Here is a 12,822-nt window from a genome sequence, read left to right as displayed (position 1 = left end):
CGCCCGATGGAGCCCGGGGGCTCCCGGTGCGGGGCGCCGCGATCATCATGGTGGATCAAGGGCGCGCCCCACAAACCAAGGGGGCGAGGTGCTCGTCCGCCGCGCGGCGCGGCCGGGCCACGGCGAGCGGCCCGCGATCGGTGCGACGCTCTGACCTGCGAGCATTTCCGCAGGTCAGAGCAGATGACAACGGTGTTCACTGCCGTGTTGCAGATACCCCCTACCCGTAGTTCACTGGCCCCCTTGAAGAGACGCGTGGAGACTCGTAAAGACGCGTAGAGACGTCGTTGTCGATCGGGAACGGATCCGGGAGGGCCTTTCATGGGGGCTGGGCACGACCACGGACACACACACGGCGGGCCGCCGCCGACGGGCACCGCGGCCGCCGCCTACCGGGGACGACTGCGGATCGCGCTCGGCATCACACTGACCGTGATGGTTGTGGAGGTCGTCGGTGGTCTCCTCGCGGACTCCCTCGCGCTCGTCGCGGACGCGGCGCACATGGCGACGGACGGCCTGGGGCTCGCGATGGCGCTGCTCGCCATCCACTTCGCCAACCGCCCCGCCGCCGGCAACCGCACCTTCGGGTTCGCCCGTGCGGAGATCCTCGCCGCGCTCGTCAACTGCATGCTGCTGCTCGGGGTGGGCGGCTACATCCTGTTCGAGGCGGTCGCCCGCTTCCTCGAACCGGCCGGCACCGCGGGGGGCACCGCCGTCGTCTTCGGCCTGATCGGCCTGGTCGCCAACTCCGTATCGCTCTGTCTTCTGATGAAGGGGCAGCAGGAGAGCCTGAACGTGCGCGGCGCCTTCCTCGAAGTGCTCTCCGACGCCCTCGGCTCGGGGGCCGTCGTGGTGGCCGGTCTGGTCATCATGACCACCGGCTGGCAGGCGGCCGACCCGATCGCATCCCTGGTGATCGGCGTGATGATCGTGCCCAGGACCGTCAAACTGCTGCGCGAGACCCTCAACGTCCTGCTCGAATCGGCTCCCAAGGGGGTCGACATGGCCGAGGTCCGCTCGCACATCGTGGAGCTGCCGGGCGTCGAGGACGTACACGATCTGCACGCCTGGACGATCACGTCCGGGATGCCGGTGCTCTCGGCGCACGTGGTGGTCAGCCAGGAGATGCTCGACTCGGTGGGGCACGAGAAGCTCCTGCACGAGCTGCAGGGATGCCTGGGCGATCACTTCGACGTCGAGCACTGCACGTTCCAGCTGGAGCCCAGTGGCCACGCCGAGCACGAGGCCCGGCTCTGCCACTGAGCAATGCTGTCACTGGAGCGGTGCCGGCACTGAGCGGTGCTGTCACGGGAGCGGTGCTGTCACGGGAGCGGTGCTGTCACCGATTCGGGGCGGTTCCGGCGGCACCGCGTGGGGCATGACATGCGGATGCCGGTCAATGGCGGACACACCGCTTTTGTACGGCAGACTGGGCAGCCGAGGACCGAAGCGAAGGATGGTTATGCCGAGCACACCAGCCACCACGGCGAACAACTCGTCGAACGGGACCACGGGCGCCGCCGCACCGGAGATCATGCTCGAACTCGTCGACGAGAGCGGCAACACCATCGGAACCGCGGAGAAGCTCTCCGCCCACCAGGCGCCCGGTCAGCTGCACCGGGCGTTTTCCGTTTTCCTCTTCGACCCGGCGGGCCGGCTCCTGATCCAGCGCCGGGCCCTCGGCAAGTACCACTCCCCCGGCGTCTGGTCCAACACCTGCTGCGGCCACCCCTACCCCGGCGAGTCCCCGTTCGCGGCGGCCGCCCGGCGCACCTACGAGGAGCTGGGCATCTCGCCGACGCTGCTCGCCGAGGCGGGCACGGTGCGCTACAACCACCCGGATCCGGAGTCGGGTCTGGTGGAGCAGGAGTACAACCACCTGTTCGTGGGGCTTGCGCAGTCACCCCTGCGGCCGGACCCCGAGGAGATCGGCGAGACCGCGTTCGTGACGCCGGAGGAGCTCGCCGAGCGGCACGCCATCGCCCCGTTCTCGGCGTGGTTCATGACGGTGCTCGACGCGGCGCGGCCCGCCGTGAAGGAGCTCACGGGGCCCGACGCGGGCTGGTGATGCCCGGCAGAGGGGCCAGCGGGAGTGCGGCCCACACGATCTTTCCGCCGCTCGCGGTCTGCTCGACGTCGCACACCCCGCCGGCCTCCTCGGTGATCTCACGGACCAGGAGCAGCCCCCGGCCGCCGGTCTGGGCGTAGTCCGCCTCCAGGGCCTTGGGCCGGTAGGGGTGGTTGTCCTCGACGGACACCCGGATCCATTCCGCCCCGATGGCCACCTCGACGGCGACCTCGGGCGAGAGCAGCGCCGCGTGTCTGACCGCGTTGGTGACCAGCTCCGAGACGATGAGCAGCAGCCCCTGTACGAGGTCGTCGTGGGCCGGCACGCCCTGGCGGCGCAGCAGGTCGCGCACCGCGTGCCGGGCCTGCGGCACGGAGACGTCGACGGCGGGGGCGGTGAACCGCCATACGCCTTCGTACGACTGCTGCCGGGCCGGGGCGGCGGGTTCGGGCGGGAGGCTCCCGCGGATCTCCATGTTCTGGCACCCACCTTTTGCGGCTCGACGGCACACCCCACTTCTCACGAGTGTCGGGAGTGCGCTGGTCCGGGCCGGCCCACTGAACAGAAGTCAGCATCTATCGACGCTTTTTGATGAGCGATGAGAGAGAAAGTCACCTCGGCGGCTGGTTCTGATCCCCTTCTGACGGCTTTGCCATGGCTTGCGGGGGTGTCGGAGCCATCGGCGGTGTGCTCTTCGCGGCCTCGGGCGATGTCACCGCGTCGCTCACAAGAGTGACGATTCTGCGTCCGCCGACTCCGATGGCGATCAGGCCCAGGCCGTCGAAGAGAAGAGCCAGCGAGAAGAAACAGCCGATGACGTACCGGCTGTTGCTCGGCCAGCTCACCAGCACCAGGATGCCCAGGAGCACCCCGAACGCGCCCTGCACCAGCGTCCAGCCGAACTGCGGCCCGCGCACCACCACGCTGCCGGCCAGCCGGAAGACCCCGCCGGTCAGGAAGAGCAGCGCCGCGAACATGGTGAGCGCCTCTGCGCTGCCCTCGGGGCGGCGGATGATGACGACGCCCGCGGCGAGGTTCAGTGCGGCGACCACGACGGCGAGCCAGAAGAAGTTCGAGCCGCGCGACTGGATCGCGTGGGCGAGGCCGACGACACCGCCGATGAGCAGCAGCCAGCCGAAAAGCAGCATCGTGGTGAGCGTCGCGAACTCGGTGTAGCCGAGGCCCACGATGCCGGCCACGACCAGGATGGCACCGAGCAGCGCGAGCAGACCGAAGCTGCGGCTCAGTCGTCTGCCTTCGCGCCCGGCGTCGGGCCTGCCGCCTTCGCCTTCGACGTTCCGCGTGGGTTTGGCCATCAGCGTCTCCTCAGCGAATCGCGTGCGACCCCCCTTGCGATCATAGGTAGCGGGTGCCCGGATAGCATCCGGCGCATGCAGCCGCAGCTACAGCAGAGCGTGAGCGAGGGCGTCGCCACCGTCGTCATCGACAACCCCGCCAAGCGCAACGCGATGACCTCCGCCATGTGGCGTGCGCTGCCGCCCCTGCTCGACGATCTGGCGGCCGATCCGGGCGTACGGGCGCTGGTGCTGACCGGAGCGGGCGACACGTTCTGCGCCGGGGCGGACATCTCCTCGCTGCGTGAGCCGGGCGAGGACCCGAGGGCGCTCGCGGTGCGGGCCGAGGAGGCACTGGCGGCCTTCCCCCGGCCGACGCTGGCCGTGGTACGCGGGCACTGTGTGGGCGGCGGCAGCCAGTTGGCGGCCGCCTGCGATCTGCGCTTCGCGCGTCAGGGCGCGCTCTTCGGCGTGACACCCGCCAAGCTCGGCATCGTCTACCCGGCGTCCTCGACCCGGCGCCTCGCCGCACTGGTGGGGCCCGCGACCGCGAAGTACCTGCTGTTCTCAGGGGAGTTGATCGACAGCGGGCGGGCGCTGCGCACCGGGCTCGTGGACGAGGTGCTGCCCGAGGGTCAACTCGCCGAGCGGGTGGCCGAGTTCACCCGCGTCCTGGTGTCACGCTCGCAGCTCACCCAGGCGGCGGCGAAGGAGTTCACGGACGGCCGGGACGAACGCGAGGCGTACTGGGCGGAGCAGGAGCGCGGCAGCGGCGACACCGCGGAGGGCATCGCCGCGTTCTTGGAGCGCCGGCCCCCGCGGTTCACCTGGCCACTCGAACCCGGAGGGCCACTCGGCCCCGGAGAGCCGCTCCGTCCCGGAGAGGCCTTCAGCCCCGAGGAGCCCCTCCGTCCCGGGGAGGCCCTCAGTCCCGAGGAGCCTCTCCGTCCCAGGGAGCCCCTCAGTCCCGGGGAAAGCCGTTCGACCTGAACTGCTCCACCAGATCGGCGGGCGCCTTGTGGGGCGAGCCCGCGTCGTAGGGCGGCTGCGGGTCGTACTCGATGAGGAGCTGTACGGCCTGCGCGTACCGGTCCCCCGCGATCGCCCCCAGCAGGGTGAGCCCCATGTCGATGCCGGAGGAGACACCGGCAGCGGTGACGTACTTGCGGTCGACGACGACCCGCTCCCCCGTCGTGCTCACCCCGAACGCGGCGAGCTGGTCGAGAGCGAGCCAGTGTGAGGTCGCCCTGCGCCCCTTCAGGAGCCCGGCCGCACCGAGCAGCAGCGAGCCGGTGCACACCGAGGTGGTCCAGGTGGAGGCGACGTCGGCAGCCCGCAGCCACTCCAGGAGCGGCCCGCCGTGCAGATGCGGCTCGACGGCCGCGGGCGGGGCGCCGGGCACCACCACGATGTCGGGCCGCAGCACCTCGGAGAACGCCTTCTCGGCAACGAGGGTCAGGCTGCCGTTGTCGTTGCGGACCGGGCCGGCCTGTTCCGCGATGAACACCGTCTCCGCACCGGGGAGCCGACTGAGGGTCTCGTAGGGGCCCACCGCGTCGAGCGCGGTGAACCCGGGGTAGAGGACGACGGCGATCAGCATGGGCTGTCCTTCATCGGGAGGTCGGTCGAGACGAGCTGGACGGACACGGGACGAGACCTCGGCGGAGGCACGGAAGCTAGACGGACGCGGGCCGGAAGCGGCGGCGGTACTCGGCCGGGGCGGTGCCCAGCGTTTTGACGAAGGCGCGTCGCATCGCCTCGGGCGTGCCGTAGCCCGCCGCGCGGGAGATCTCCCGCACCCCGTCGGGGGTCTCCTCCAGGAGGCGCCGGGCGTGTTCGAGGCGGACCCGCTCGACGTAGCGGCCGGGGGTCGTGCCGGTCTCGGCATGGAAGGCGCGGGCGAAGTGGCGCGGCGAGAGTCTGGCGCGCCGCGCGAGGGTCTCCACGCACAGGTCGTCGCCCGGGTGCTCGGTGATCCACTGCTGGAGTTCACGCAGCGGCTCCCGCCGTGCGGTCTGCGCGGCGAGCTGCGCGCTGAACTGGGCCTGGTTGCCCGGCCTGCGCAGGAACACCACGAGGATGCGGGCGACGGCCAGGGCGGTGTCCCTCCCGTGGTCCTCCTCCACCAGGGCGAGGGCGAGGTCGATCCCGGCGGTGACGCCGGCCGAGGTGGCGATGCGGCCGTCCCGTACGAAGATCGGGTCGGCCTCGACGCGTACCGCGGGATAGCGGCGCGCCATGTCGGCGCAGGACGCCCAGTGCGTGGTGGCCCGGTGCCCGTCGAGCAGTCCCGCCTCGGCGAGGAGCAGCGAGCCGGAGCACACCGAGACCAGGCGTTCGGCGCCGGGCCCGTTGGTCCGCAGCCAGGCGACGAGGCCGGGCGCGGGGCGGTGCGCGCCGTCGCCGCCCGGGACGAGCAGCACATCCGCGGCTCCGGCGTCCGCGAGGGCGCAGTCGGCCAGCAGACGCAGGCCGCTGTGCGAGGCGACGGGCCCCCCGTCGAGCGAGGCGAAGCGCGTCCGATAGGCGCCGGGGTCGCCCAGAACGCGGCCGGCCGTGGCGAACACCTCTGCGGGTCCGGTCACATCGAGACTCTGGACGGCGTCGAAGAGGACGACCAGGACGGAGCGCTGCGTCATGCTCCCCATCCTTCGGCTCGGCGGCCATGGCCGCAATGACAAGCAACCCACCTTTCCTGCCATCGTGGAGGAGGGTACGAGGCCGGGCACGACCTGTGCCGTGAGAGCGCCCCACCCCTTCACGGCGTACCGACCAGTCGGTAACGTGCTGGTCATGAGCTCTCTCCCGGCCCGCGCCGCACGCCGCTGTCACAGCCCCGTCAACTCGCTGCACTCCACGATCTACTTCTCGCCGGACCTCACCAAGGAGCTCGCCGGGCTCGGCATCGAGGACCGCAGCGCCGCCTACTTCGCCGGGCGGTCGGCCGCGATGGGAGCGGTGGGGCCGGGCGTCGTGGCCGCGACCTTCTACAACTTCAACTACGACCTCATCGCCCGGCACGTGCCCGCGGTGTGGCGCACCGCCTCCCCCGATGCCGTCCTCGCCGCCCGGCTGCGGGCCGTCGACAGCACGCTGCGCCGGCTGCTCGGCGAGGAAGCCTGCGGCTCCGATGAGATGGCCGAGGCGGCGCGGCTCGCCCTGCGCGCCGCCGAGGGCTGCACCCGCCACGCCCGCCCCCTGTACGCGGCCCACGCCGACCTGCCCGTACCGGACCAGCCGCACCTCGCCTACTGGCACGCGGCGACCCTGCTGCGCGAGCACCGGGGCGACGGCCACCTCACCGCGCTGCTCGAACTCGGACTGGACCCGCTGGAGGCGCTGGTCAGCCACACCGCGACCGGCAAGGGCATGGTGCCGCGCTGGGTGCTCGCGACCCGCGGCTGGCAGGAGTCGGACTGGGACGCGGCCGCCGCGCGGCTGCGTGAGCGCGGACTGCTCGACGCCGGGGGCGAGTTGACCGAGGCCGGGGTGGCGCTCCGCGCCGACCTCGAAGACCGCACCGACCGCCTCGACCTCGCCCCCTACGAACTCCTCGGCGAGCAGGACGTGGCGCGGCTCACCGAACTCGCCAAGGGGTTCCTGGTGACAGCGGCCCTGGCAGGCGGCTTCCCGGCCGACCTCGTCGGCAAGGGCTGATCGCCGATTGCCGTCGCCGCCTGCCACAATGGCGCCTCAGGCTCAGCGAGAAGGCGGTACGGCAACGTGACGACGTCCATCGAAGGCAGGATCGCCGGGGAACTCGGCGTACGGGAGCGGCAGGTGAAGGCCGCCGTCGAGCTGCTCGACGGCGGGTCCACCGTCCCGTTCATCGCTCGCTACCGCAAGGAAGCGACCGAGATGCTGGACGACGCCCAGCTGCGCACCCTCGAAGAGCGGCTGCGCTACCTGCGGGAGCTGGAGGACCGCCGCGCCGCGGTCCTTGAGTCGGTACGCGAGCAGGGCAAGCTCACCGACGCCCTCGAAGCGCAGATCCGGGGCGCCGACACCAAGGCCCGCCTGGAGGACATCTACCTGCCCTTCAAGCCCAAGCGGCGCACCAAAGCGCAGATCGCGCGGGAGGCAGGCCTCGAACCGCTTGCCGAGGGCCTGCTCGGCGACCCGTCGGTGGACCCGCTCGTGGCGGCCGCCGCGTTCGTGGACAGCGACAAGGGTGTCGCCGATGCGGCCGCCGCCCTGGAGGGCGCCCGCGCCATCCTCGCCGAGCGGTTCTCCGAGGACGCCGACCTGATCGGTGAGCTGCGCGAGCGGATGTGGACCAAGGGCCGCCTCGCGGCGAAGGTGCGCGACGGCAAGGAGGAGGCGGGCGCCAAGTTCGCCGACTACTTCGACTTCACCGAGCCGTTCACCGCGCTCCCCTCGCACCGGGTCCTCGCGATGCTGCGCGGCGAGAAGGAGGACGTGCTCGACCTCGTCCTGGAGCCCGAGGAACCGTCGGCCGAGCCCGGCCCGTCGACGTACGAGAACATGGTGGCGCGCCGCTTCGGTGTCGCCGACCGCGGCCGGCCCGGCGACAGGTGGCTTGCCGATACGGTGCGTTGGGCCTGGCGCACCCGGATTCTGGTACACCTCGGCATCGACCTGCGGCTGCGCCTGCGTACGGCCGCCGAGGACGAGGCGGTGCGCGTCTTCGCCTCCAACCTGCGCGACCTGCTGCTCGCGGCCCCGGCCGGCACCCGCGCCACGCTCGGCCTCGACCCCGGATTCCGTACGGGCGTGAAGGTCGCGGTCGTTGACGCGACCGGCAAGGCCGTGGCCACCGACGTGATCCATCCCCATGTGCCGGCGAACAAGTGGGACCAGGCACTGGCGAAGCTGGCCGCGCTCTGCAAGGAGCACACCGTCGAGCTGATCGCCATCGGCAACGGCACCGCCTCCCGCGAGACGGACAAGCTCGCCGGTGAACTCATCGCCAAACACCCGGAGTTGAACCTCGCCAAGGTGATGGTGTCGGAGGCCGGCGCTTCGGTGTACTCGGCCTCGGCCTTCGCCTCGCAGGAGTTCCCCGACATGGACGTGTCGCTGCGCGGCGCGGTCTCCATCGCCCGGCGCCTCCAGGACCCGCTCGCCGAACTGGTGAAGATCGACCCGAAGTCCATCGGGGTCGGCCAGTACCAGCACGACCTGTCCGAGGTGAAACTGTCTCGTTCGCTCGACGCGGTGGTCGAGGACTGTGTGAACGGCGTGGGCGTCGACGTCAACACCGCGTCGGCGCCGCTGCTTTCGCGCGTGTCCGGCATCGGCTCGACGCTCGCCGAGAACATCGTGGCGCACCGCGACGACAACGGCCCGTTCCGCTCACGGCGGGCGCTGAAAGACGTGGCGCGGCTCGGCCCGAAGGCGTACGAGCAGTGTGCGGGCTTTCTGCGGATCCGCGGCGGCGAGGACCCGCTGGACGCCTCCAGCGTGCACCCCGAGGCGTATCCGGTGGTGCGGCGGATGGTGAAGACCGCGGGCACCGAGGTCGCCGCGCTCGTCGGCAACACCGGGGTGCTGCGCTCGCTGCGGCCGGACGACTTCGTGGACGACACCTTCGGTCTGCCCACCGTCACCGACATCCTGCGCGAGCTGGAGAAGCCGGGCCGCGACCCGCGTCCGGCGTTCAAGACGGCCACCTTCAAGGAGGGCGTCGAGAAGATCGGCGACCTGGAGCCCGGGATGGTGCTCGAAGGGGTGGTGACCAATGTGGCGGCGTTCGGCGCGTTCATCGACATCGGTGTGCACCAGGACGGGCTCGCCCATGTCTCGGCCCTGTCGAGGACGTTCGTGAAGGACCCGCGCGACGTGGTGAAGCCGGGCGACATCGTCAAGGTGAAGGTCCTCGACGTCGATGTACCGCGCAAGCGGATCTCACTGACCCTGCGGCTCGACGACGACGCGTCGGCGCCGGGCGGCGCGCCCCAGCGGGATCGCGGTGAGCGCGGTGAGCGCGGCGGCGGGGGTCAGGGAGGCCAGAGCCAGGGCGGCCGGCCGCCGCGGCAGCGACAGGGGCAGGGTCAGGGTCAGGGTCAGGGTCAGACGGGCCAGAACCAGCAGCGCCGGGGTGGCGGCGGCGAGGCACGCGGCGGCAACCGTCAGGGCGGCGGCGGCCAGGGCCGCGGCTCGGCGCCTGCTCCGTCCAACAGCGCGATGGCGGACGCCCTGCGCAAGGCGGGCCTGGTAGACCCAAAGGGGCGCGGCGGCCGCTGAGCCAGCAGGGGGCGGCCGCGAGGGGCCGGGAAGCGAGGGCCGGACGCCCTGGCGCCAAGCCACCATGGCCCCCCGCGCAGCCACCCCGAGTCTCCGCCTGGCACCACGGTGGGCCTCCGCCCCGGCACCACCGCGGGCCGGGCGGCCCTCAAGGGCGCGAGGAACCGCGCGAGCAACCACCGCCGGCCCGCAGCCGAAGAGGTTTTTGGGGGCGCGAGGAACCGCGCGACCAGCCACGCAGGTCAGAGCTCGGTCACCCTCCCGGCCGCAACCTCCAGGCGGCGCGTCGTGGCAACGGCATCCAGCATCCTGCGGTCATGCGTGACCAGGAGCAGCGTGCCGGTGTACAAGTCGAGCGCCGACTCCAGCTGCTCGATGGCAGGGAGGTCCAGATGGTTGGTCGGCTCGTCGAGGACGAGGAGGTTGACGCCCCGGCCCTGAAGCAGGGCGAGCGCCGCACGGGTGCGTTCACCCGGTGAGAGCGATCCGGCCGGGCGCAGCACATGGTGCGCCTTGAGGCCGAACTTGGCGAGCAGGGTGCGGACTTCGGCAGGCTCCGTGTCGGGAACCGCCGCGCAGAACGCGTCGAGCAGTGGGTCGTCGCCCAGGAAGAGCCCGCGCGCCTGGTCGACCTCGCCAACGACGACGCCCGAACCGAGCGTGGCATGGCCCGCGTCCAGCGGCAGCCGGCCGAGGAGGGCGGCGAGCAGGGTGGACTTGCCCGAACCGTTGGCGCCGGTGATGGCCACGCGGTCGGCCCAGTCGATCTGGAGCGAGACCGGCCCGAAGGTGAATGCCTCGCGGTGTACCTCGGCGTGGCGGAGGGTGGCGACAACCGTGCCGGAGCGGGGCGCGGAGGCGATCTCCATCCGCAGCTCCCACTCCTTGCGGGGCTCGTCGACCACGTCGAGGCGCTCGATCATGCGCTGGGTCTGGCGCGCCTTGGAGGCCTGCTTCTCGCTGGACTCGCTGCGGAACTTCTTCCCGAGCTTGTCGCTGTCGGTGGCCTTGCGCCGGGCGTTCTTGACGCCCTTGTCCATCCAGGAGCGCTGCATCTGGGCGCGGCCTTCGAGCGCGGAGCGCTTGTCGGCGTACTCCTCGTAGTCGTCGCGCGCGTGCCGTCGCGCGGTGGCGCGCTCCTCGAGGTAGGCCTCGTAACCGCCGCCGTACAGGTTGATCTGCTGCTGGGCGAGGTCGAGTTCGAGGACCTTGGTGACGGTGCGGGCGAGGAACTCGCGGTCGTGGCTGACGACGACCGTGCCGGCCCGCAGCCCCTTCACGAACGCTTCGAGCCGTTCGAGGCCGTCGAGGTCGAGGTCGTTGGTCGGCTCGTCGAGCAGGAAGACGTCGTAGCGGGACAGAAGCAGCGAGGCGAGGCCGGCGCGGGCGGCCTGGCCGCCGGAGAGCGCGGTCATCGGCTGGTCGAGGCCGGTGGTCAGGCCGAGCGAGGCGGCGATTTCCTCGGCCCGCTCGTCCAGGTCGGCGCCGCCGAGCGCGAGCCAGCGCTCCAGGCTGTCGGCGTAGGCGTCGTCGGCGCCGGGCGCCCCGTCGACCAGGGCCTGCGTCGCGATGTCCATCGTTTCCTGGGCGGCGGCGACGCCGGTGCGCCGCGCGAGGAAGGCGCGGATCGTCTCACCGGGCCGGCGGTCGGGCTCCTGCGGCAGGTGGCCGACGCTCGCGCCGGGCGGGGAGAGCCTCAGCTCGCCCTCCTCGGGGGTGTCGAGCCCGGCGAGCAGGCGCAGCAGCGAGGACTTGCCCGCTCCGTTGGGGCCGACGAGGCCGATGACGTCGCCGGGGGCGACCACCAGGTCGAGCCCGGCGAACAGGGTGCGGTCGCCGTGGCCGGCGGCGAGTTCCTTGGCGACGAGAGTTGCAGTCATGAGATGACCGATCTTAGGCCGTCCCCCACCCACCCCGATTCCCCGCCCACTCCCTGACCCCCCGGCCCGCCCGCAACCCCGCCCGGACCCACTGGCCGGGGCGTGCCATGGCATCCAGGCCTGCCCGAACCCGAGCGGCACCCCGCCCGGATCCGGCACGCCCGTGCCGACCCCGGAACCGTCGCTCACGCACCCCCGCCTGCCGGATGTCCGCCGCCCGGATGTCCGCCTCCCCGCGGGGCCGGACCGCCCGCCCGGCTGCGTCGAGCAGGAACTCGTCGCTCCAGCGCCGCTCGTCGTGCTCGGCACCGGCACCGGCACCGACGCCCCGAAAACGCGACGCCGTGGCCAGAACGGGGCGGATGAATCGAGGCACGATGCGAGACTCATCGGTACGGGGGCCGGCCGCCGGCCGACGGGCGAGCGCCCGGGCGCGGAGCCGAACCCCGGCCGCCGTCCCCTCCACCCGCTCCCCACCCGTCCCCACCCGCCCGCTCCCCCACTCCCCCGGAGGTTCCCGCACCATGCACCCTGCCGCGCCGTCCAGCTGGCTCTTCGCCGGGAAGCCGCGCCCCGGCGCCCCCAAGCTCTACTGCTTCGCGCATGCGGGCGGTTCGGCCACGGAGTACCTGCGCTGGGGCCGTGACCTGCCGAACGCGGAGTTCCACGCCGTGCAACTGCCCGGCCGCGGCTCCCGGTACGGGCAGCCGATGTACGCGTCGATGGAGGAGCTCGTCGCGGCGTTCGTCGACGAGGTGACCCTGAGCCCGCAGCCGTACGCCTTCTTCGGCCACAGCCTGGGCTCCCTCGTCGCCTACGAGGTCACGCGCGCGCTGCGGGACGCGGGCCGGCCGCTGCCCGCGCGCCTGATCCTCTCTGCCTTCCCCCCGCCGCACCACCGTCACCCGCGCGCGATGAACCCGCTGCACCGCCTCGGCGACGACGACCTCCTCGAACGCGTCGCGAAGATCCACGGCGGCATACCGCAGGAAGTCCTGGACAGCCCGGAGCTGCGGGCGCTGGTCATCGATGCGCTGCGGGACGACTACCGCATCCTGGAGACGTACACATGGCGGGAGGCCGACCCGCTGCCCGTGCCCCTCACCGTCTTCGGGGGCCGCGCCGACCCCACGCACGGGCGGCTCGACGACTGGCGGAGTCACACCAGCCGTGAGCTGACGGTACGTCAATTCCCAGGCGGACACTTCTACTTGCGTGAGGAGCCGGGTCCGGTGCTGCTGGCCCTCGCCGAGGCGCTGTCGGACGTACGCACCCCGGCGCCGGGTGGGCCGGCGTACTGACACCACCGTCACACCCGTACGACACGGCCGGGGTGACGGCGGCGTCCGCACCGTCACCCCGGCCGCCGTCG

At 72.1% G+C, this 12,822-nt stretch carries 10 protein-coding genes and 1 pseudogene; 6 read left to right on the top strand and 5 right to left on the bottom strand.

Features of this window, described 5'->3' with window-relative positions; all coding sequences use genetic code 11:
• The first annotated feature begins 321 nt into the window (after nucleotides 1–321).
• Nucleotides 322–1,263, top strand: a complete 942-nt coding sequence (locus AB0D31_RS12835; RefSeq protein ID WP_362720993.1) for a cation diffusion facilitator family transporter — start codon at nucleotides 322–324, stop codon at nucleotides 1,261–1,263.
• 199 nt (nucleotides 1,264–1,462) lie between these two features.
• The gene (gene idi / locus AB0D31_RS12830) at nucleotides 1,463–2,068 is read left to right on the top strand and encodes an isopentenyl-diphosphate Delta-isomerase (protein WP_362720990.1); all 606 of its coding nucleotides are present in this window, start codon (nucleotides 1,463–1,465) and stop codon (nucleotides 2,066–2,068) included.
• Here idi and AB0D31_RS12825 read toward each other — a convergent pair.
• Nucleotides 2,043–2,543: an ATP-binding protein gene (locus AB0D31_RS12825; RefSeq protein WP_362720987.1), complete on the bottom strand. Its 501-nt coding sequence runs from the start codon at nucleotides 2,541–2,543 to the stop codon at nucleotides 2,043–2,045. The two genes, idi and AB0D31_RS12825, sit on opposite strands and share 26 nt — an antisense overlap.
• 136 nt (nucleotides 2,544–2,679) lie before the next feature.
• Nucleotides 2,680–3,384, bottom strand: coding sequence for an HdeD family acid-resistance protein (locus AB0D31_RS12820; protein ID WP_362720984.1), 705 nt, complete (start codon nucleotides 3,382–3,384; stop codon nucleotides 2,680–2,682).
• A gap of 75 nt (nucleotides 3,385–3,459) precedes the next feature.
• On the opposite strand from AB0D31_RS12820, the pseudogene AB0D31_RS12815 reads away from it, so the two are divergent.
• A pseudogene (locus tag AB0D31_RS12815) lies at nucleotides 3,460–4,200 on the top strand (enoyl-CoA hydratase/isomerase family protein); the annotation flags it as partial.
• Between the two features lie 124 nt (nucleotides 4,201–4,324).
• Here AB0D31_RS12815 and AB0D31_RS12810 read toward each other — a convergent pair.
• Nucleotides 4,325–4,963, bottom strand: coding sequence for a DJ-1/PfpI family protein (locus tag AB0D31_RS12810; RefSeq protein ID WP_362720981.1), 639 nt, complete (start codon nucleotides 4,961–4,963; stop codon nucleotides 4,325–4,327).
• Nucleotides 4,964–5,039: 76 nt separating this feature from the next.
• Nucleotides 5,040–6,002: a GlxA family transcriptional regulator gene (locus AB0D31_RS12805; protein ID WP_362720978.1), complete on the bottom strand. Its 963-nt coding sequence runs from the start codon at nucleotides 6,000–6,002 to the stop codon at nucleotides 5,040–5,042.
• 154 nt (nucleotides 6,003–6,156) lie between these two features.
• On the opposite strand from AB0D31_RS12805, the gene AB0D31_RS12800 reads away from it, so the two are divergent.
• Together AB0D31_RS12800 and AB0D31_RS12795 are read left to right on the top strand one after the other, a co-directional pair.
• On the top strand, nucleotides 6,157–7,020 hold the full coding sequence (locus AB0D31_RS12800) for a hypothetical protein (protein ID WP_362720975.1): 864 nt from the start codon (nucleotides 6,157–6,159) through the stop codon (nucleotides 7,018–7,020).
• Nucleotides 7,021–7,086: 66 nt separating this feature from the next.
• Nucleotides 7,087–9,570, top strand: coding sequence for a Tex family protein (locus AB0D31_RS12795; RefSeq protein WP_362720972.1), 2,484 nt, complete (start codon nucleotides 7,087–7,089; stop codon nucleotides 9,568–9,570).
• A gap of 242 nt (nucleotides 9,571–9,812) precedes the next feature.
• On the opposite strand, the gene AB0D31_RS12790 is transcribed toward AB0D31_RS12795, so the two are convergent.
• Nucleotides 9,813–11,450, bottom strand: a complete 1,638-nt coding sequence (locus tag AB0D31_RS12790) for an ABC-F family ATP-binding cassette domain-containing protein (protein WP_362720969.1) — start codon at nucleotides 11,448–11,450, stop codon at nucleotides 9,813–9,815.
• A 524-nt stretch (nucleotides 11,451–11,974) separates the two neighbouring features.
• Here AB0D31_RS12790 and AB0D31_RS12785 point away from each other — a divergent pair.
• Nucleotides 11,975–12,751 (top strand): alpha/beta fold hydrolase, encoded by a 777-nt coding sequence (locus tag AB0D31_RS12785; protein WP_362720966.1) that lies wholly within the window; start codon nucleotides 11,975–11,977, stop codon nucleotides 12,749–12,751.
• Nucleotides 12,752–12,822 lie beyond the last annotated feature (71 nt).

Origin of the sequence: Streptomyces sp. NPDC048361, from assembly GCF_040651795.1 — a bacterium.
GTDB lineage: Bacteria > Actinomycetota > Actinomycetes > Streptomycetales > Streptomycetaceae > Streptomyces.
The sequence above is the reverse complement of the archived record's forward strand: the minus strand, read 5'-3'. Positions and strand labels throughout refer to the sequence as shown.

Excerpts from the sequence above, each read along its gene's own strand:
- AB0D31_RS12825 (WP_362720987.1), bottom strand. The coding sequence starts at position 2,543 with ATGGAGATCCGCGGGAGCCTCCCGCCCGAACCCGCCGCCCCGGCCCGG.
- AB0D31_RS12835 (WP_362720993.1), top strand. The coding sequence starts at position 322 with ATGGGGGCTGGGCACGACCACGGACACACACACGGCGGGCCGCCGCCG.
- idi (WP_362720990.1), top strand. The coding sequence starts at position 1,463 with ATGCCGAGCACACCAGCCACCACGGCGAACAACTCGTCGAACGGGACC.
- AB0D31_RS12800 (WP_362720975.1), top strand. The coding sequence starts at position 6,157 with ATGAGCTCTCTCCCGGCCCGCGCCGCACGCCGCTGTCACAGCCCCGTC.
- AB0D31_RS12785 (WP_362720966.1), top strand. The coding sequence starts at position 11,975 with ATGCACCCTGCCGCGCCGTCCAGCTGGCTCTTCGCCGGGAAGCCGCGC.
- AB0D31_RS12810 (WP_362720981.1), bottom strand. The coding sequence starts at position 4,963 with ATGCTGATCGCCGTCGTCCTCTACCCCGGGTTCACCGCGCTCGACGCG.
- AB0D31_RS12805 (WP_362720978.1), bottom strand. The coding sequence starts at position 6,002 with ATGACGCAGCGCTCCGTCCTGGTCGTCCTCTTCGACGCCGTCCAGAGT.
- AB0D31_RS12820 (WP_362720984.1), bottom strand. The coding sequence starts at position 3,384 with ATGGCCAAACCCACGCGGAACGTCGAAGGCGAAGGCGGCAGGCCCGAC.
- AB0D31_RS12790 (WP_362720969.1), bottom strand. The coding sequence starts at position 11,450 with ATGACTGCAACTCTCGTCGCCAAGGAACTCGCCGCCGGCCACGGCGAC.